This window comes from Streptomyces sp. NPDC001157 (assembly GCF_053598255.1).
This window is the reverse complement of record NZ_JBSFJW010000020.1, coordinates 18,076-36,105: the sequence shown is the minus strand read 5'-3', so window position 1 is coordinate 36,105 and position 18,030 is coordinate 18,076. Positions and strand designations below refer to the sequence as shown.

Genomic DNA, 18,030 nt, shown 5'->3' with positions numbered 1-18,030 from the left:
ACGCCATCTCTCATGACGTCGAGAACACCCCGATGCCGTTCGGGACCGGCCGTTCCGCGTCGCCGGACGGGTGATTGCGTACGGTGACGGTGGCCGCCCCGGGCACTCGGGCGACCAGGGTCGTCGATCCTCCGCCGTCCAGACTGAAGGCATCGGTCGAGCCCAACGCCCGCATGGTGTCGGCCACTTCGGCGATCGTCAGGCCCTTGCGGTAGGCGGGAGCGCCGTCCAGTGCGAACAGCAGCAGCCGCTTCCCGCCGTTCGCGATGCCGACGGCTGTGCGCACGGCCCCGGTCGTGTCGTTCAGGCCCGCGAGGGGCTGGCCGCCCTCGAGGACCGGGTAGCCGCCGAGCGCGAACCTGTATGCCTTCCGGGTGGTGGCGGAGACCAGTCGGTGCGTCACCGTCACCGGCTCGCCCTTGAAGAACTTCCGCAGCCGCTGCGCGCCCGCCTCCCGGCCGACGAGCACCGTGGTCCCCGTGGCGATGGCACCCTTGCCGGGAGTGCCGGAGGTGGAGACCACCCTTCCCTTGCGGACCGTCACCTCGTAGGTGTCCGTGCTGCAGGCGGCCGCCCGGTCGGTGTTCGTGCCGCAGGTGGCGCGGACCCGGGAGACGCCGCCCCAGTCGGAGGTGAAGGCGCCGACCGAATCCTCCGGCAGCGCGTACTGGTTGAGCCCGCCCAGCGGCAGCCGTCCCGCCGGAGTGCGGACCGACCCGGCGAGCGTCAGACGGTCCAGCCGGGCCCTGCGGTCGACGCCCACGCCGAGCACGTCCCGGGTGGTGGTGCCCGGCGGCAGTTCCGGCCCGAAGCGCTGCCCGTCCGGCACCGACGCCTTGAGCACATGCCCGTTCGCGATCGCCGGCCCGTCGGTCGAGCCGGTCACCTCGACGCCCGGGTGCTGGGTCTCGGAGATGTTGAAGAAGTCGCCGTTGATGCCCGCGACGGCCCCTTGCGCGTCGGCCATCTTGGAGACGGCGGCACGTGCCGCCACTGCTCCCGGATACAGCAGGCCGAGGCGTACGTGCTTGTTGCGCAGGTCGACGGTGAGCAGATGGGCGTGGGTCACGCCCTTGGCGCCCTGGACGTCGAACTGCTTGTAGGTGACTCCCGGCGCGAGCGCGGTGCCGCTCTCCACACCACTGGCCGGTGCCGCCCCCACCAGGGCCGCACCGGCCAGCGCGCCGAATGCCGTGAGAAACGCCAGTGCCGATCTGACCGACGTCCGAACCGTTGCCTCGGATCTGCCTGCTGCGAAACGCTTCTGACGATGCGTCACAGTTCCCCCTGAGGGATCGTCAACTGTCTCAGGTCTCAGGGGCAGTGCATCAGATCGCGGTGGCCCGCGGGGTGGCTATGCGCCGACTACGCGAGAACGGGTGAGAAAACGCACCCCCTCGGGTGCTTCCAGCGAGAAACCGCTGCCACGTCCTGCTACGACGTCCACGATCAGCCGGGTGTGGCTCCACACCTCGTACTGGCTGCGCGACATCCAGAACGTCACCGGCTCCGGGACCCCGTCGACCTGCAGCTCCGCAAGCAGCACGTCCGAGCCGCCGGTGCGGAACTCGCCCTCCGGGTAGCACATGGGTGCGCTGCCGTCGCAGCAGCCGCCGGACTGGTGGAACATCAGCGGGCCGTGCGTGGCGCGCAGCCGGCGCAGCAGGTCGGCGGCGGCGGGGGTGAGTTCGACGCGCGGGGTCTCCTCATGCATGGGTCCAGGGCAGCACGGCGGAGGTTGCGAGAGGGTTGCACACGCTCCTCCTCCCTCACTTGGGGCGGCGATCCGGCACGAACACACTGAGCCGGTAGGTGGTCGGCTGCCTCAGCCGTCCGCAGAGCATGTCCACCCGTACGGTCGACCAGTCGATCCGCCGGTCCGTGGCCTGCAGATGCCGGAGATGCGCCCGCCATTCGGACTCGTCCTGGGTCTCGAAGACGGCTTTCCAGTGGCCGGCCTCGGGGGCGAGACGTTCGGCGGCTCGCCGCTGCTCCTCCCGTTGCCGGTGTTTTCGCTTTCGCTGCCCTGGCATCGGACCAGCATCGTCGGGGCACCCCACCACAGCAAGACGATTACGGCCGCCCGGGCGCCGCATAGCAGCGCACCGACACCGTCTGCTCCGGTGCCCAGCGTTGCTCGACGACCTCCAGCAACTCCCAGCCCAGGCGCTCGTACAGGGCGGTCGCCGCGGTGTCGGAGTCGACGACGTCGAGCACGGGATGCAGGCCGTGCTGCAGGGCCTCCTCGACGGCCCGCGCCATCAGCGCGGCACCCAGCCCGTGCCCGCGTGCGACCGGCGACACGAACAACCGGCCGACCACGGCGGTGACGTCGGCGCCGACCACCCCCGTGCGGGCGGCCCATATCCCGGGCGCCGCGTCCCCCTCGACCGCCCGGGACAGGCTGAGATGCCCGACCACACGGCCGTCGAGCTCGGCCACCCAGGCCGCCAGCACAGAGCGCGGTGTCAGCCAATCGGCAGGGCGGTCGGGCCAGTTGAACGGATAACCGCTGTGCCGGTGCACGGCGGCCAGCGCCTCCACGCAGGCGGCGAGGTCACGGTCCGTTCGAGGCCGGACGAGACCGGATGGGTCGGTGATCCTCATGATCAGTCAGTATCAGGTACTGGCCTGGACCGGCTGCGGTGTCAGCCGTTGGTGTCCCTTGCGGTCGTAGTACCGCGTCATCGCGAAGCCGAAGAGCAGGCCTAGGGCCGAGCCGATCGCGATCATGATCCAGGAGCGGGTCAGGCCGGCGTCCCCGCGGGCCTCGAAGTACAGGATCGCGCGGACGCCGTCGCTCAGCTGGCGCATGGGCTCGAAGTGGGACAGGAAGCGGTAGAAGCCGGGGATGGCCTGGAGGGGGACGGTGGCGCCCGAGGACGGCAGGCCCAGGACGATGAACACGAACATGGACACCAGCTGGCCGATGCCGCCGAAGGCCGCGTTGATGGCCTGCACGCCCAGGCCGACGGCGAGGGAGGCGCAGTAGGAGTAGATCCACAGCAGCGGGATGTGGGTGGCGTCCATGCCCAGGATGCTGATGGTGGCGAGCATGACCAGGGAGACGCTGAGGACGGTGATGCCCGCGGTCATGGCCATCTTCAGCAACAGGGTCTGGGTGCGGTTGATCGGGACGGTGGGGCGGCGGGTGTGCCAGGGGCCGATCTCGTTGTCGGCGTAGCCGAGCGCGGTGTCGACGGCGTTGCTGATGACGTTGCCGCCGAGGAAGCCGGCCAGCACCAGCAGCAGCGTGTAGTAGAAGGCGCTCAGCCCGAGGCCGCTGTGGCTGCCGATCGGGTGGCCGACCTGGGTGACGACGTTCACCGGGTCGGCCAGCAGCAGCTTGGTCGTGGAGTTCACCTGCGTGCCCACGGCCGCGGTCAGTTGCCTGCCGATGGTCTGTGAGGCCTGGTGCGCCGCCGCCGTGCTGATCTGACTGGCGAGGGACGAACCCAGGCTGCCCTTGCCGGGGTTGGTGAGCACCGTCATCGTCGGCCTGGCGGTGGCCCCGGGCGTGGTCAGCGCGGTGATGGACGCGGTGAAGTCGGAGGGGATGACCAGGGCGCCGTAGACCTTGCCGGAGTCGAGGTCGTGCTGGGCCTGGGCGAGGCTGCGCGTGCGCCAGTGAGCCTTGTCGTTCGACTTGTCGGCGGTGATGGCCGCGGCGATCTGCGTGCCCGCGTTCTGCTTCTGACCGGCAGGCGGTGTGCCGGTGTCGGCGTTGACCAGGGCGATGGGCAGATGGTGCAGATCGCGCTGCGGGTTGACGATGCCGCCCATGTAGAGCAGGGCCAGCAGGAAGGCGAGCAGTCCGGTCAGGACGGTGGGCATGAGCCACAGCTTGGGGCGGCCCAGCAGTGTGACGGCACGGGCCTGGGGGCTGGCGTCGGCCATGGTTCTCCGTAGGTCGGGGGTCGGAGTGTCCCAGCAGGGCGGCTCCCCGAGGGGCAGCAAGCAGAGCCTACGGAGGAGCGGGCGCGGAGGCAGCCAGGCCGCGCGCGACAGGCCGGAACCGGACGGCGTCATGCGGGCTCAAAGGCAACCCACGGCACAACTGTCCCCTCATACCTGTTGACCCATCAGTCTGACGACCCGCGAGGAGTGTCTGTTGGACGGCATCGAGTCCTCCGCCGCACCCATCGGCCCGGCCCCGGACACAGGCGCCCCGCGGCACGGGGTGTCCCGCCGCCGGTTCATGGTGTACTCCCTGTCCGCGGCCACGCTGACCATCGCCGCCCCGCTCGCCTGCGACACCTCCTCGGCTCAGGGTTCCGAGCCCCGCCGCGGCCCCTCCGACACCGTGGTGACCGGTGCCGACGACGAGATGCTGGTCCTGGAGGTCACCCCGGCCAACAAGGTCGTCGTACGGCTGCCGCGGGTCGAGGTCGGCCAGGGCATCACGACCGCCGTCGCCATGATGATCGCCGAGGAGCTGGACGCCCGCCTCGCCGACGTCGACATCCCGCTCGCCGACGCCCGGACCAAGGGCAACCAGTACACCGGCGGCTCGAACTCCGTCGTCTCCCTGTACGGCCCGGCCCGCAGGCTCGCTGCCACCGCACGGGCCAGACTGGTCACCGCCGCGGCCAGACGCTGGCATCTGCCCGCCTGGAGCCTGCGCACCGGGAACACGATGGTGATCGCACCGGACGGCCGTACCGCCACCTTCGGCTCGCTCAGCGCGAGCGCCGCCCGGATCCGCCGTACGTCCGTGTCCGCCAAGCCCAAACCGGCGTCCAAGCACAAGGTGATCGGCCGGCCCACGTCCCGTATCGACGCCCGGGACATCGTCACCGGCAAGGCGAAGTACACCGGAGACCTGTCCGTGGCCGGGGCGAATCCGACCGTCGTGGCCCGGCCGCCGACGCTCGGCGGGAAGCTCGTCTCGGTCGACGACCGGGCGGCCCGCGCCCTGCCCGGTGTGCACGCCGTCGTCAAGGTCCCCGGCGGAGTCGCCGTGGTGGCCGAGTCCTTCCACTTCGCCTTCCAGGCCCGCGACGCCTTGAAGATCAAGTGGGCGCCGGGCCCGCTGGCCTCGCTGTCCGACGCGCAGATCCGCTCCCGGCTCAAGGCCGCGGTCCCGCACCTGGGTTCCCCGCCGCGCGGATCGACGCAGGTCGAGGCCGAGTTCGAGTTCGCCTTCGTCAGCCACGCCCCGATGGAGGTGCTGACCGCGATCGCGGACGTACGCGCCCACAAGGCCGAGATCTGGTTCTCCTCCCAGACCCCGACGGACGCCCGGGACAGCATCGCCTCGGCGACCGGACTGCCGGCGTCCGCGGTCACCGTGCATGTGCTGCGCGGCGGCGGCTCGTTCGGGCGGCGGCTGAACTTCGACGCCGCCATCGAGGCGGCCCTGGTCTCGAAGGCGGCGAAGCGGCCGGTCAAGCTGATGTGGAGCCGTAACGACGACATCCGCCACGGTCGGATGCGCCCCGCCACCCACCATCGTTTCCGCGCCAGCCTCGCCGCCGGCAGGGTGGTCGCCTTCGGTCATGCGATGGCCGAGGTGGGCGAGTCGCGCGGCCGGCAGGGGACCGCGAACCAGGCGGCCTTCGTACGGCCGACGCGGGTACAGGCGGCCGGTCCGTTGCCCAGCGACTCCGGGCTGTACAACTTCGGTCGCCTCTCCGGGGACTCCGGCGGTATCGAACTGGCGATCCCGCTGGGCGCCTGGCGGTCGGTGGACTCCGGGATGGTGCGCACCGCCGAGGAGATCGTCGTCGACGAGGTCGCCAGGAGCCTCGGCAAGGATCCGGTCGCCTTCCGCCGTACGACGCTGCGCAGCAAGGCCGTCAAAGCGGTCCTCGACAAGGTGGCCGCCGCCGGGAGCTGGGGGCGGGCCATGCCGGACGGGCACGCGCAGGGCGTGGCCGTCCACGAGGAGTACGGCTCCTGCGTGGCCTGTCTGGCCGAGATCGACGCCACCGATCCGAAGCACCCCCGGGTGACCAGGGTCGTGATGGCGGCCGACGTCGGCACGGCCGTCAATCCCCGTGGCCTGGAGGCCCAGCTCATGGGCACCGCCGTCGACGGGATCTCCACCGTGCTGCAGGCCGGACTGCACATCGACCGCGGCGCCGTGCGCGAGGGCAGCTTCGCCGACTTCCAGTGGGCCCGCCAGCGGCATGCCCCGCTGCACTTCGAGGCGCACATCATGCCGTCCGAGAAGGAGCCCGGCGGCGCCGGCGAACTCGGCGTCCCGGCTGCCTCCGGAGCCGTCGCCAACGCCTACGCCCGGGCCACCGGCACCAAGCCCCGCCGCTTCCCGCTCAACTTCTGACCGCCGCCGTACCAGCCTTCGAGAAGGTACCGATGCCCTCCTACTCCTTCACCCTCAACGGCAAGCCGGTCACCGTGGAGGCCCCCGCCGACATGCCGCTGCTGTGGGTGCTGCGCGACCTGCTGCACGTCACCGGACCCAAATACGGCTGCGGGGTCGGCGTCTGCCGCGCCTGCACCAGCCATCTCGACGGGGAGGAGTTCCAGCCCTGCGTCGTCAAGGTCAAGGACTGCGTGGACCGCAAGGTCACCACCATCGAGGGCCTGGCCGACGGCGACACCCTCCATCCCGTGCAACAGGCCTGGATCGACTGCGACGTCTCGCAGTGCGGCTTCTGCCAGCCCGGCCAGATCATGGCCGCGGCGGCCCTGCTGAAGAAGACACCCGAGCCGACCGACGCCGACATCGACGCCATCGAGAACGTCTGCCGCTGCGGCACTTACGCCCGCATCCGCGAGGCCATCAAAAAGGCGGCAGCCGACCGAGGCGGAGCTTGACTGTCCGACCGATTCCCCGGTCTGCACGACGACACGCGGTGCGAGTGGCCCGGCTCACATGGCCAGAAGGGCATGTCACCGACACCATGGGGGACGTCATCCGCAGGCTGAAGGGAGCGGCGATGTTCCGCAAGGTGCTGGTAGCCAACCGTGGTGAGATCGCGATCAGGGCGTTCCGCGCAGGCTACGAGCTGGGCGCAAGGACCGTCGCCGTCTTCCCGCACGAGGACCGAAATTCGCTGCACCGGCTCAAGGCCGACGAAGCGTATGAGATCGGCCAGCCGGGCCACCCGGTGCGCGCGTACCTGTCCGTCGAGGAGATCGTGCGTGCCGCCCGCCAGGCGGGCGCCGACGCCGTCTACCCGGGCTACGGCTTCCTGTCCGAGAACCCCGAGCTGGCCAAGGCCTGCGAGGAAGCGGGCATCACCTTCGTCGGGCCGAGCGCGCAGACCCTCGAACTGACCGGCAACAAGGCCCGCGCGGTGGCCGCCGCCCGCGCGGCCGGCGTTCCGGTGCTGGGTTCCTCCGCGCCCTCCACCGACGTCGACGAACTCGTCCGCGCGGCCGAGGAGATCGGCTTCCCGGTGTTCGTGAAGGCGGTCGCGGGCGGTGGCGGGCGCGGTATGCGCCGCGTCGAGGACCCGGCCCAACTGCGTGAGTCCATCGAGGCGGCGTCCCGCGAGGCCGCGTCCGCGTTCGGCGACTCGACCGTCTTCCTGGAGAAGGCCGTCGTCGACCCCCGCCACATCGAGGTGCAGATCCTCGCCGACGGCGAGGGCAATGTCATCCACCTCTTCGAACGCGACTGTTCGCTCCAGCGCCGCCACCAGAAGGTCATCGAGCTGGCCCCGGCGCCCAACCTCGACCCGGAGCTGCGCGACCGCATCTGCGCCGACGCGGTCCGCTTCGCCCGCGAGATCGGCTACCGCAACGCGGGCACCGTCGAGTTCCTCCTGGACCGCGACGGCAACCACGTCTTCATCGAGATGAACCCGCGCATCCAGGTCGAGCACACGGTCACCGAGGAGGTCACCGACGTCGACCTCGTCCAGTCCCAGCTGCGCATCGCCTCCGGCGAGACCCTCGCCGACCTCGGCCTGTCCCAGGAGACGGTGAAGCTGCACGGCGCGGCCCTGCAGTGCCGTATCACCACCGAGGACCCGGCCAACGGCTTCCGCCCGGACACCGGCCGCATCAGCGCCTACCGCTCACCCGGCGGCTCCGGCATCCGCCTCGACGGCGGAACCACCCACGCCGGTACGGAGATCAGCGCCCACTTCGACTCGATGCTGGTCAAGCTGACCTGCCGGGGCCGGGACTTCAGGGCCGCGATCGGCCGGGCCCGGCGCGCGGTGGCCGAGTTCCGCATCCGCGGTGTCGCCACCAACATCCCGTTCCTGCAGGCGGTCCTTGACGACCCGGACTTCCAGGCCGGACGGGTGACGACCTCGTTCATCGAGCAGCGCCCGCACCTGCTCACCTCCCGCTCCTCCGCCGACCGCGGCACCAAGCTGCTCACCTACCTCGCCGACGTGACGGTGAACAAGCCGAACGGCGAGCGCCCCGAGCTGATCGAACCCGTGAGCAAGCTGCCGGCGCTGCCTGCCGGGGAGCCGCCCGCAGGCTCGCGTCAGCGGCTGGTCGAGCTCGGCCCGGAGGGGTTCGCCCGCGCGCTGCGCGAGTCGCCGACCATCGGCGTCACCGACACCACCTTCCGCGACGCCCATCAGTCCCTGCTGGCGACCCGCGTCCGCACCAAGGACCTCCTGGCGGTCGCCCCCGTGGTCGCGCGGACCCTGCCGGAGCTGCTGTCCCTGGAGTGCTGGGGCGGTGCGACGTACGACGTCGCGCTGCGCTTCCTCGCCGAGGACCCCTGGGAGCGTCTGGCCGCTCTCCGGGAGGCCGTCCCCAACATCTGCCTGCAGATGCTGCTGCGCGGCCGCAACACCGTCGGCTACACCCCGTACCCGACCGAGGTGACCGACGCCTTCGTCCATGAGGCCGCCGCCACCGGCATCGACATCTTCCGCATCTTCGACGCCCTCAACGACGTCGGCCAGATGCGCCCCGCCATCGACGCCGTACGCGAGACGGGCACGGCGATCGCCGAGGTCGCCCTCTGCTACACCTCGGACCTGTCCGACCCGAACGAGCGCCTGTACACGCTGGATTACTACCTGCGGTTGGCGGAGCAGATCGTCGAGGCGGGCGCCCACGTCCTGGCCGTCAAGGACATGGCGGGCCTGCTGCGCGCCCCGGCCGCCGCCAAGCTGGTGTCCGCGCTGCGCCGCGAGTTCGACCTCCCGGTCCACCTGCACACCCACGACACGGCGGGCGGCCAGCTCGGTACCTACCTGGCGGCGATCCAGGCGGGTGCGGACGCGGTGGACGGCGCGGTGGCGTCGATGGCGGGCACGACGTCCCAGCCGTCCCTGTCGGCGATCGTCGCCGCGACCGACCATTCCGACCGCCCGACCGGCCTCGACCTCCAGGCGGTCGGCGACCTGGAGCCGTACTGGGAGAGCGTCCGCAGGGTCTACGCCCCCTTCGAGGCGGGTCTCGCCTCCCCGACGGGCCGCGTCTATCACCACGAGATCCCCGGCGGCCAGCTCTCCAACCTGCGCACCCAGGCCGTAGCGCTCGGCCTCGGCGACCGCTTCGAGGAGATCGAGGACCTCTACGCCGCCGCCGACCGGATGCTGGGCCGCCTGGTCAAGGTCACCCCGTCGTCCAAGGTGGTCGGCGACCTCGCCCTGCACCTGGTGGGTGCCGGGGTGGATCCCGCCGACTTCGAGGCGACCCCGAACCGCTACGACATCCCCGACTCGGTCATCGGCTTCCTGCGCGGTGAGCTGGGCACCCCGCCCGGCGGCTGGCCGGAGCCCTTCCGCAGCAAGGCGCTTGAGGGCCGCGCCGAGCCCAGGCCCGTGCAGGAGCTGAGCACGGAGGACCGCGAAGGCCTGGCGAAGGACCCCCGCGCCACCCTCAACCGTCTGCTCTTCCCCGGCCCGACCCGCGACTTCGACACTCACCGCCAGGCCTACGGCGACACCAGCGTGCTGGACAGCAAGGACTTCTTCTACGGGCTGCGTCCGGGCAAGGAGTACGCCGTCGACCTCGAACCGGGCGTCCGGCTGCTGATCGAGCTGGAGGCGGTCGGCGAGGCCGACGAGCGCGGTATGCGGACGGTGATGTCCACTCTGAACGGCCAGCTCCGCCCGATCCAGGTGCGCGACAAGGCGGCCGCCTCCGATGTCCCGGTGACCGAGAAGGCCGACCGCACCAACCCGGGCCATGTCGCAGCCCCGTTCGCCGGCGTGGTCACCCTCGCGGTCGCCGAGGGCGACGAGGTGGACGCCGGTGCGACCGTGGCCACCATCGAGGCGATGAAGATGGAGGCCGCGATCACCGCCCCCAAGGCGGGCACCGTCAGCCGACTGGCCATCAACAAGATCCAGCAGGTGGAGGGCGGTGACCTGCTCGTCGAGATCGGCTGAGCCGGTCACTCCGTAGCGCAGGGCGGGGTCGATGCCGACGGCGTCGACCCCGCCCTGCGTCGACAGCAACACCGTCTGGGCCGGGCGCCAGGTCACCCGCTCAGCAGGACCGTCGGTGCGTCAATCACTGCTGTGGGCCTGCCACCGCAGCTCTGTCAGTGCGCGGGTGAGTTCGGCGTCGTACTGATCGGCGTCAAGACAGAACGCCGGGGGCCGCACCTTGCCGCTGGGCACCCGCCAGTCGGACCACTCCACAATCCCGCCGTGCCGCTGCACGAACACGGACAGGTAGCCACAGCATCCGCCTGTGCACTCAGGCTCGCCGAGCACCACACGTCGCCCCTCGCCGTTCGCCCAGAGGGCACCGTGGTCGTCGCCGGCCGGTGCCTCCTGCGCAAACGGGCCGCGCCCGCCCGCTCCAACGGCCTCCGCCACGACGTCCTCGCCGTCGAACAGCAACTGCGACTGGGCAGCCCAACGGACGCCCGGCGGCAACGCGCTGACCTCAAGCCGATTGACCACCCGAGCACCCTACGTGGGATCTGACCGCCAGGCCCCAGTTCGGCGGCCGACCGGAGCGCATCTCACCGGTGGGAGGCTCGCACCATGCCGAGGTGAGATCGGTGGCTGCCGGTTCGTGGGAGGACAGCCCCAAGTCACCGAGTGCTGCGGTGGCTTCGACGAGTGCGAAGCCATCGATCGTCGAGCGGCAGACGGGTCTGTTGTCCACGGCCTTCTGGGCTTTGTCTACGGGGCACATCGTGCAGACGTGGCAACCGGCCGTCGGCAGGACCGCAACCCGGGCGCGGCGGGCGAGTTGGATCTGCCTGCCACGTCGCCCGCCGACGAAGCGCGGGCACGGCAGTTGGCCGAGGCGGTGGCTCTGCGTGCCGAACATCATGCGGCGCACGATCGGCATTCTGCGCTGTGACACTGATCGTGGCCGTCCGCCGGTTCTCCCGCGCGGACTGAGTTCCTGTTGGAACGGCGTCGAGGACACGCTCCAGGCTGGGGGGCAGGTGCAGCGAGCGCAGAGTGTGCGGCACCGTCCGGGCTGCGTCGGCGATCACGGCGGCGTCCCTTGCGCCGGCCCTCGGACTCAACGCCGAGGGCGAGACAGCAGCCGCGGAGGCCCATCGCGCCTGCGTAGCAGGTCCGACACGCGTCACGCCGGCGTCAGGCGGGCTGCGGGGCCGGCGTTGCCGGAGTGGCCGCGATCTTGCGGGTCTCGCGCATTATCAGCAGGCCGTTGACCACCATCAGTGTCGCGGTCAGGGCGTGGACGCCGAGCGCGGTGGCCACGGAGCCGTGGTGGGCCAGCACGGTGGTCATGTCCCCGTACGCGGCGAGGGCTTCGACCAGCAGCGCCCAGCCCAGCGCCCGGCGGTGGCCCGTCACCAGCAGGATGCCGAGGACCAGGGCGAGGACGACGTCGCGGATTCCCTTGATGATCAGGAAGCCGCCGCCGTCGCCGGACGGCCAGCTCGGCAGGCCGAAGGTCGGCGCCGTCGTCTCCGGGCTCAGGATGAACTCTCCTCCGAACCAGAGGATGAAGAGGATGAAGGCGGCGGCCAGAACGGTGTTGATCTTCTTCAGCGACATTGATCTTCTCCTTGCGGGTCTTTGTCGGCTTGGTGGGCTTCGTGGAGCTTGCGGCGGGTGGGCCCGGGGGCTCAGGTGAGGGCGGTGACCAGCAGGGCGAAGGCCGCGATGATGACGGCGACGCGGACGTGGTGGAAGCGGTCCCAGCGCTTCAACTGCTCTTTCCAGTCGGCGGGCCGGTTGTCAGGGGTCCACGTCTTGTTCCGGTTGTTGATCGGGACGAGCAGCAGAAGCGACATGACCACGCTGAGGATCAGCAGCGCGCCGGCGGTGACGACGAGACCGGTGCCGTGGTGGTGCCACCCGGCGACAGCCCAGATGCCGACGAGGACGAGTGAGCCGATGTACCAGACCGGCATCACGGCGCCGAGCATCCGACCCCCGTGGGCGTGGCCGAGTTGGCTGCTGTCCTCCGGGAGAGCGTTGAGGATCGGGTTGATGACGAAGGCGACGGAGAACTCCACCCCCACCATCACGCCGACGACCACGGTGGTGACGACCTCTAGTGCGTTGAGCATGACGACCCCTCAGGAATCTAGCGGTGCTAGCGGATGAGGCAACGCTAGTACTACTGCCGCTCGGTTGTCTAGCAGTGCTAGGATCGGATCATGTCGGTACAGGAACGCAGGGAGCGTGAGCGGGCGGAGCGGGAGCGCCTCATCGTGGCGACGGCTCGTGAACTCGCCGAGCAGCAGGGCTGGGACGCGGTCACCACCCGTCGGCTCGCCGAGCGCATCGAGTACAGCCAGCCCGTCCTCTACAGCCACTTCCGCGGCAAGCGCGAGATCATCGGCGCCGTCGCCCTCCAGGGCGCCGCCGAGCTGGCCGCGGCGGTGCGGACCGCGACCGCCGGAGCGAGCGGCCCGCGCGAGCGGGTCGCCGCCCTGGCCCGCGCCTACCTGGACTTCGCCGAGCGCAACCCGGCGGTCTACGACGCCTTGTTCCAGCTCGACGGCGGCCTGCCCTACGCCCGGGAGGACACCCCGGAGCCGCTGAAAGACGCCTTCGCCGCCCTGCTGGAGAGCCTGGGCGAGGTCGCCGGGGACGGCGTGGAGCCGGGGCTGTTCACCGAGACGTTCTGGGCGGCGCTGCACGGCCTTGCGACCTTGACCCGGGAGGGGCGACTGCCGCCGGGGGACACCGAACAGAGGGTGGAGCTGCTGGTGGACCGGCTCGCCATCGTCTGACACGCCATCACGGCGGCCGCAGCGCCGGGGCCCGCGGGCCCCGCCGCTGCCTGTGTGCGGCAACGCTTCCGTTCACTCACGTCCACACGGCGCAGGAACCAGACACCCGGCGACCACGCATGCTGAACGGCCCCCTTGAACTACGCGCCGGGCGAAAGTTCACACCGCTCGGCCGTCTTCACCTCACAGTGGTGACCATGCCGAACCGTGTAGCCGTCCTGTCCGACATCCACGGAGTCCTGCCGGCCCTGGAGGCCGTGCTCGCCGAACCAGACGTCAGCACAGCCGACCGCATCGTGCTCACCGGCGACATCGCAGCGGGCCCGCAACCGACCCAGGTTCTCGACCTGCTGACCAGTCTCGGCGACCGCGTCATCTGGATCAGCGGCAACGCCGACCGCGAACTCCTTGAGTACCGCCGGGGGGCACGCGGCACGATCCCCGATCCGATCGCCCCCTGGGCGGCCGAACAACTCGGCAAAGATCATCTCGACCTGCTCGGCTCGCTGCCACGATCGCTCTCCCTGTCCGTGAAAGGCCTGGGAAAGGTGCTGTTCTGCCATGCCACCCCTCGCGACGACGAGGAGGTGGTCCTGGTCGACTCCCGCCTCGACCGCTGGGAGGAGGTCTTCGAGGGACTGGATACCGACATCCGCACCGTGGTCTGCGGCCACACTCACATGCCGTTCGTCCGCCTCGCTCACGGCCGACTCGTGATCAACCCCGGCAGCATCGGTATGCCCTACGGACGATCCGGAGCACACTGGGCCCTCCTGGGCCCAGGCGTCGAGCTCCGCACCACGCACTTCGACATCGAGGCCGCAGCCACCCGGCTCGCACGGGAATCGTCCTGTCCCGAGATCGCCGAGTGGGCCGACTACTTCCTGCACGCTCGCGCGACCGACGCCGACGCCCTTGCAGCCTTCGCCCCACGGGACGGACGCGACCACAGCCCGTGACACTCGCTCCGCTGCGCCCAGGTAGGGCCGGCGGCCCATGAATGACGTAAGAGGGGCGCAGCCCCCGGGTGGGCGGCCTCACCCGCCCGGCCGTTCAGCGTGCCGCGCTGGACGAGCCTGAAGAAGAGCCCCCGGCCCGTTGGGCGGACCGGCGCAGGGGGACGGCGGGGGACTGGGCCGGAGCCGGGGCCGGGGTGCCACCCAAGCGGGCTGAAGAGGTCGACACCGTCCAGCCCCAGTTCCCTGACCGCGCGCTCGGCCTCCGTCACGGCGCGGGCGACGTCGTCCTGGTCGGCCGGGGCGCCCAGCGGCAGCACCGCGAAGCCTTCGAGAGCCTTGACCCGGGGTCTGCGCTCCACGATGCTGTGTTGCGGCACATGAGATGTGTGCCGTATTGAGCAACATCTGACTCAGATCTCGTACCAGCCGAGGAGTGGCCATGACGCACCAGGTCCGTGGAGTCGTCGCGCGGGGCAAGGGCGCCCCCGTCAGCCTGGAGACGATCATCGTGCCCGACCCCGGACCGGGCGAGGCGCTGGTGAAGGTCGAGGCCTGCGGGGTCTGCCACACCGACCTGCACTACCGCGAGGGCGGCATCAACGACGACTTCCCCTTCCTGCTCGGCCACGAGGCCGCGGGAGTGGTGGAGTCGGTGGGGGAGGGCGTCACCGATGTCGCCCCCGGTGACTTCGTGATCCTCAACTGGCGTGCCGTGTGCGGGCAGTGCCGGGCCTGTCTGCGCGGGCGGCCGTGGTACTGCTTCAACACGCACAACGCCAAGCAGAAGATGACCCTGGAGGACGGCACCGAACTGTCCCCGGCGCTGGGCATCGGCGCGTTCGCGGAGAAGACGCTGGTCGCGGCCGGGCAGTGCACCAAGGTCGACCGGTCGGCCTCCGCGGCCGCCGCCGGCCTGCTGGGCTGCGGCGTGATGGCGGGCATCGGCGCGGCGATCAACACCGGCAATGTCGGCCGCGGCGACAGCGTGGCGGTCATCGGCTGCGGTGGCGTCGGCGACGCGGCGATCGTCGGGTCGAACCTGGCCGGCGCCGCGAAGATCATCGCGGTGGACCTGGACGACCGGAAGCTGGAGACCGCCCGCCAGCTGGGCGCGACCCACACCGTCAACTCCAAGGAGTCCGACCCGGTCGAGGCGATCCGCGAGCTGACCGGCGGCAACGGCGCCGACGTCGTCATCGAGGCGGTCGGCCGCCCGGAGACGTACAAGCAGGCCTTCTACGCCCGCGACCTCGCCGGCACGGTCGTCCTGGTCGGAGTCCCGACACCCGAGATGAAGCTCGAACTCCCGCTGCTCGACGTCTTCGGGCGCGGTGGGTCGCTGAAGTCCTCCTGGTACGGCGACTGCCTGCCCTCCCGCGACTTTCCGATGCTCATCGACCTCTATCTGCAGGGTCGCCTGAACCTGGACGCCTTCGTGACCGAGACCATCGCCCTGGACGAGGTCGAGAAGGCCTTCGAGCGGATGCACGGCGGCGATGTGCTGCGCTCGGTGGTGGTGTTCTGATGGCCGCCCGCATCGAACACCTGGTCACCTCGGGCACCTTCTCGCTCGACGGCGGCACCTGGGACGTCGACAACAACGTCTGGATCATCGGCGACGACCACGAGGTGATCGTGATCGACGCCGCCCATGACGCCGACGCCATCGCCGAGGCCGTCGGCGGCCGGGCACTGCGGGCGATCGTGTGCACCCACGCTCACAACGACCACATCGATGCGGCGCCCGACCTCGCGGCGCGCACCGGTGGCCCGGTCCTGCTCCATCCGGACGACCTGCCGCTGTGGAAGCAGACCCATCCGGAGCGGGCGCCCGACGCCGAACTGGCCGACGGCCAGGTCCTGACGGTGGCGGGCGTCGACCTGGCCGTGCTGCACACGCCCGGCCATGCCCCCGGAGCGGTCTGCCTGTACGCGCCGGCGCTCTCCGCGCTCTTCAGCGGCGACACGCTGTTCTCGGGCGGACCGGGGGCCACGGGAAGGTCGTACAGCCACTTCCCGACCATCATCGAGTCCATACGGGAACGGCTGCTGTCCCTGCCCGGCGACACCGTCGTGCACACCGGCCACGGGGACACGACCACGATCGGCGCGGAGGCCCCGCACCTGCAGGACTGGATCGCACGCGGTCACTGACCTGCTGACCTGCTCGAAGGCGCTGATTCCGGCGCCGACCCCTGCCCTCGGCATGTTTCTTATCGTGCTCGCTGTTGCATGAAATGCAACATACGGCAGGGGTCATCGGGGCCCCTGAACTCCTTGACAAGGGTTCAGGGCGACCTCAGACTGATGTTGCGCTTACCGCAATCCGTTTCGTTATACGCACCGAGGTGTCATGATGATTCCCGTGTGCCGTCTCGCGGATCTCCCGCGAGGTGAGGCCTTCCGGCTCGACATCGATCCGCCGGTCTCGGTGTTCCATACCGACGACGGCGAGGTCTTCGCCATCGACGACACGTGCACCCACCAGGACGCCTCGCTCGCCGACGGCTGGCTGGAGGGCTGCGAGGTGGAATGCCCGCTGCACGCTTCGAAGTTCGACCTGCGCACCGGCGCCGTCGACGCCCCGCCGGCCAAGCTGCCGGTGCGGACGCACGAGGTGGTCGTCGAGGACGGCATGATCTACGTCCAGGTGTCGACCGACGCTCCCAACCTGCCGCCCTGCATCGCCTCCCGCCTCGCCGGAGGTCCCGCGTGAGGACGGTCGCCGTGGTCGGCGCCTCGCTGGCCGGCCTGTCGGCGGCGCGCTCACTGCGGGGGCAGGGCTACGACGGACGGCTCGTCGTCATCGGCGACGAGACCCACCGCCCGTACGACAGGCCCCCGCTGTCCAAGGAGTTCCTGGCCGGCACGATCGGCGAAGCCGACCTCGTGCTGGAGACGGACGACGAGGACCTGCGGGCCGAGTGGCTGCTCGGCGCCCGCGCCACCGGCCTCGACCACTCGCAGCGCGCCGTCCGGCTCGCCGACGGCAGTGAACTCCGAGCCGACGGCATCGTCATCGCGACCGGTGCCGCCGCCCGCAACCTCCCGGGCGCCGAGGGCCTTTCCGGAGTGCACACCCTGCGCACCCTGGACGACGCCCGCGCCCTGCGGGACGAACTGGCCCGCGGCGGACGCCTGGTGGTGATCGGCGGCGGCTTCATCGGAGCCGAGGTGGCCTCCACCGCCTACGCCCTCGGGCTCGACGTGACGGTGATCGAGGCGGCCCCGACACCGCTCGCGGGACCGCTCGGCGAGACCATGGGCGCCATCGTCTCCGCGCTCCACACCGATCACGGCGTACGCCTGTTGTGCGGCGTGGGCGTCAAGGGGCTGAGTGGCGAGCGGCAGGTCGACGCCGTGCTGATGGAGGACGGCCGCAGTGTCCCCGCCGACATCGTCGTCGTCGGCGTGGGTGCACGCCCGTGCGTCGAGTGGCTGGAAGGCTCCGGCGTCACGCTCGACAACGGCGTGAAGTGCGGCGCGGACGGCCGCACCAGCCTCGCCGGAGTGGTCGCGGTCGGCGACTGCGCCAACTGGTACGACCCCCGCGCGGGCGCCCATCGCCGCGTGGAGCACTGGACCGGTGCGCGCGAGCGCCCGGACGCCGCCATCGCCACGCTGCTGGCAGGCGGTGCGGTGGAGCCGGGCGTGCCCCGGCCGCCGTACTTCTGGTCGGACCAGTACGGAGTGAAGATCCAGTTCGCCGGTCATGCGGCCGGCGCCGACAGCGTGACGGTCGAGGAGGGCGCTGCGGACGACCGCAATGTCCTGGCCGTCTACCGGCGCGCCGGGCAGCCGGTCGCCGTGCTCGGGATGAACCAGCCGCGGCTGTTCACCCGCTGGCGCAAGCAGCTGAGCGCTTCGCTGTGAGTGCCGTGATGTGTCGTTTTTCGTCTGCGGCGCCATTGTGGCTGGTCGCGCCCCGCGGCGGAGCCGCAAACAAGCACCGCCCCGCGCCCCTACGGGGCGCCCCTCCCACGACGTTCCCGAGGAGTGCAC

General features: G+C 70.9%; 18 protein-coding genes. 10 read left to right on the top strand and 8 right to left on the bottom strand.

Annotated elements, in window-relative coordinates:
- Positions 1-10: 10 nt before the first annotated feature.
- From ACWDAG_RS29160 to ACWDAG_RS29140, 5 genes are all read right to left on the bottom strand, one after another.
- Positions 11-1,279 carry a phosphodiester glycosidase family protein gene (locus tag ACWDAG_RS29160; RefSeq protein ID WP_450698526.1) on the bottom strand — a complete coding sequence of 423 codons (1,269 nt, stop codon included), beginning with the start codon at positions 1,277-1,279 and terminating at the stop codon, positions 11-13.
- Positions 1,280-1,354: 75 nt separating this feature from the next.
- Positions 1,355-1,714: a DUF779 domain-containing protein gene (locus ACWDAG_RS29155; protein ID WP_450698525.1), complete on the bottom strand. Its 360-nt coding sequence runs from the start codon at positions 1,712-1,714 to the stop codon at positions 1,355-1,357.
- 55 nt (positions 1,715-1,769) lie between these two features.
- On the bottom strand, positions 1,770-2,033 hold the full coding sequence (locus ACWDAG_RS29150; protein ID WP_450698524.1) for a hypothetical protein: 264 nt from the start codon (positions 2,031-2,033) through the stop codon (positions 1,770-1,772).
- Between the two features lie 40 nt (positions 2,034-2,073).
- On the bottom strand, positions 2,074-2,607 hold the full coding sequence (locus ACWDAG_RS29145) for an N-acetyltransferase family protein (protein ID WP_450698523.1): 534 nt from the start codon (positions 2,605-2,607) through the stop codon (positions 2,074-2,076).
- 12 nt (positions 2,608-2,619) lie between these two features.
- The gene (locus ACWDAG_RS29140) at positions 2,620-3,897 is read right to left on the bottom strand and encodes a YhgE/Pip domain-containing protein (RefSeq protein ID WP_450698522.1); all 1,278 of its coding nucleotides are present in this window, start codon (positions 3,895-3,897) and stop codon (positions 2,620-2,622) included.
- Between the two features lie 301 nt (positions 3,898-4,198).
- On the opposite strand from ACWDAG_RS29140, the gene ACWDAG_RS29135 reads away from it, so the two are divergent.
- From ACWDAG_RS29135 to ACWDAG_RS29125, 3 genes are all read left to right on the top strand, one after another.
- Entirely contained in the window at positions 4,199-6,286 is a 2,088-nt protein-coding gene (locus tag ACWDAG_RS29135; protein WP_450698639.1) for a molybdopterin cofactor-binding domain-containing protein, read from the top strand.
- A 32-nt stretch (positions 6,287-6,318) separates the two neighbouring features.
- The gene (locus ACWDAG_RS29130) at positions 6,319-6,783 is read left to right on the top strand and encodes a (2Fe-2S)-binding protein (RefSeq protein ID WP_450698521.1); all 465 of its coding nucleotides are present in this window, start codon (positions 6,319-6,321) and stop codon (positions 6,781-6,783) included.
- 122 nt (positions 6,784-6,905) lie between these two features.
- Complete coding sequence (locus tag ACWDAG_RS29125) at positions 6,906-10,280, top strand: pyruvate carboxylase (protein WP_450698638.1); 3,375 nt, start codon at positions 6,906-6,908, stop codon at positions 10,278-10,280.
- A gap of 120 nt (positions 10,281-10,400) precedes the next feature.
- Here ACWDAG_RS29125 and ACWDAG_RS29120 read toward each other — a convergent pair whose 3' ends face one another.
- Positions 10,401-10,802, bottom strand: a complete 402-nt coding sequence (locus ACWDAG_RS29120; RefSeq protein WP_450698520.1) for a hypothetical protein — start codon at positions 10,800-10,802, stop codon at positions 10,401-10,403.
- A 247-nt stretch (positions 10,803-11,049) separates the two neighbouring features.
- Here ACWDAG_RS29120 and ACWDAG_RS29115 point away from each other — a divergent pair, with 247 nt between their 5' ends.
- Entirely contained in the window at positions 11,050-11,211 is a 162-nt protein-coding gene (locus ACWDAG_RS29115; RefSeq protein WP_450698519.1) for a hypothetical protein, read from the top strand.
- Positions 11,212-11,456: 245 nt separating this feature from the next.
- On the opposite strand, the gene ACWDAG_RS29110 is transcribed toward ACWDAG_RS29115, so the two are convergent.
- Positions 11,457-11,882, bottom strand: coding sequence for a DUF4267 domain-containing protein (locus ACWDAG_RS29110; protein ID WP_450698518.1), 426 nt, complete (start codon positions 11,880-11,882; stop codon positions 11,457-11,459).
- 71 nt (positions 11,883-11,953) lie between these two features.
- Entirely contained in the window at positions 11,954-12,400 is a 447-nt protein-coding gene (locus ACWDAG_RS29105; protein ID WP_450698517.1) for an anthrone oxygenase family protein, read from the bottom strand.
- Between the two features lie 90 nt (positions 12,401-12,490).
- On the opposite strand from ACWDAG_RS29105, the gene ACWDAG_RS29100 reads away from it, so the two are divergent.
- The 6 genes from ACWDAG_RS29100 (at position 12,491) to ACWDAG_RS29075 (ending at position 17,901) form a co-directional block, all read left to right on the top strand.
- Positions 12,491-13,069: a TetR/AcrR family transcriptional regulator gene (locus ACWDAG_RS29100; protein ID WP_450698516.1), complete on the top strand. Its 579-nt coding sequence runs from the start codon at positions 12,491-12,493 to the stop codon at positions 13,067-13,069.
- Positions 13,070-13,266: 197 nt separating this feature from the next.
- The gene (locus tag ACWDAG_RS29095; RefSeq protein WP_450698515.1) at positions 13,267-14,028 is read left to right on the top strand and encodes a metallophosphoesterase family protein; all 762 of its coding nucleotides are present in this window, start codon (positions 13,267-13,269) and stop codon (positions 14,026-14,028) included.
- Between the two features lie 439 nt (positions 14,029-14,467).
- Complete coding sequence (locus ACWDAG_RS29090) at positions 14,468-15,553, top strand: S-(hydroxymethyl)mycothiol dehydrogenase (RefSeq protein ID WP_450698514.1); 1,086 nt, start codon at positions 14,468-14,470, stop codon at positions 15,551-15,553.
- On the top strand, positions 15,553-16,182 hold the full coding sequence (locus ACWDAG_RS29085) for an MBL fold metallo-hydrolase (RefSeq protein ID WP_450698513.1): 630 nt from the start codon (positions 15,553-15,555) through the stop codon (positions 16,180-16,182). The genes ACWDAG_RS29090 and ACWDAG_RS29085 overlap by 1 nt, the downstream gene beginning before the upstream one ends.
- 199 nt (positions 16,183-16,381) lie before the next feature.
- Positions 16,382-16,744: a bifunctional 3-phenylpropionate/cinnamic acid dioxygenase ferredoxin subunit gene (locus tag ACWDAG_RS29080; protein ID WP_030928447.1), complete on the top strand. Its 363-nt coding sequence runs from the start codon at positions 16,382-16,384 to the stop codon at positions 16,742-16,744.
- Positions 16,741-17,901, top strand: coding sequence for an NAD(P)/FAD-dependent oxidoreductase (locus ACWDAG_RS29075; RefSeq protein WP_450698512.1), 1,161 nt, complete (start codon positions 16,741-16,743; stop codon positions 17,899-17,901). Before ACWDAG_RS29080 ends, ACWDAG_RS29075 begins: the two co-directional genes overlap by 4 nt.
- Positions 17,902-18,030: the final 129 nt, after the last annotated feature.

Excerpts from the sequence above, each read along its gene's own strand:
- ACWDAG_RS29140 (WP_450698522.1), bottom strand. The coding sequence starts at position 3,897 with ATGGCCGACGCCAGCCCCCAGGCCCGTGCCGTCACACTGCTGGGCCGC.
- ACWDAG_RS29130 (WP_450698521.1), top strand. The coding sequence starts at position 6,319 with ATGCCCTCCTACTCCTTCACCCTCAACGGCAAGCCGGTCACCGTGGAG.
- ACWDAG_RS29105 (WP_450698517.1), bottom strand. The coding sequence starts at position 12,400 with ATGCTCAACGCACTAGAGGTCGTCACCACCGTGGTCGTCGGCGTGATG.
- ACWDAG_RS29135 (WP_450698639.1), top strand. The coding sequence starts at position 4,199 with ATGGTGTACTCCCTGTCCGCGGCCACGCTGACCATCGCCGCCCCGCTC.
- ACWDAG_RS29100 (WP_450698516.1), top strand. The coding sequence starts at position 12,491 with ATGTCGGTACAGGAACGCAGGGAGCGTGAGCGGGCGGAGCGGGAGCGC.
- ACWDAG_RS29110 (WP_450698518.1), bottom strand. The coding sequence starts at position 11,882 with ATGTCGCTGAAGAAGATCAACACCGTTCTGGCCGCCGCCTTCATCCTC.
- ACWDAG_RS29090 (WP_450698514.1), top strand. The coding sequence starts at position 14,468 with ATGACGCACCAGGTCCGTGGAGTCGTCGCGCGGGGCAAGGGCGCCCCC.
- ACWDAG_RS29125 (WP_450698638.1), top strand. The coding sequence starts at position 6,906 with ATGTTCCGCAAGGTGCTGGTAGCCAACCGTGGTGAGATCGCGATCAGG.
- ACWDAG_RS29085 (WP_450698513.1), top strand. The coding sequence starts at position 15,553 with ATGGCCGCCCGCATCGAACACCTGGTCACCTCGGGCACCTTCTCGCTC.
- ACWDAG_RS29095 (WP_450698515.1), top strand. The coding sequence starts at position 13,267 with ATGCCGAACCGTGTAGCCGTCCTGTCCGACATCCACGGAGTCCTGCCG.
- ACWDAG_RS29155 (WP_450698525.1), bottom strand. The coding sequence starts at position 1,714 with ATGCATGAGGAGACCCCGCGCGTCGAACTCACCCCCGCCGCCGCCGAC.
- ACWDAG_RS29080 (WP_030928447.1), top strand. The coding sequence starts at position 16,382 with ATGATGATTCCCGTGTGCCGTCTCGCGGATCTCCCGCGAGGTGAGGCC.
- ACWDAG_RS29145 (WP_450698523.1), bottom strand. The coding sequence starts at position 2,607 with ATGAGGATCACCGACCCATCCGGTCTCGTCCGGCCTCGAACGGACCGT.
- ACWDAG_RS29150 (WP_450698524.1), bottom strand. The coding sequence starts at position 2,033 with ATGCCAGGGCAGCGAAAGCGAAAACACCGGCAACGGGAGGAGCAGCGG.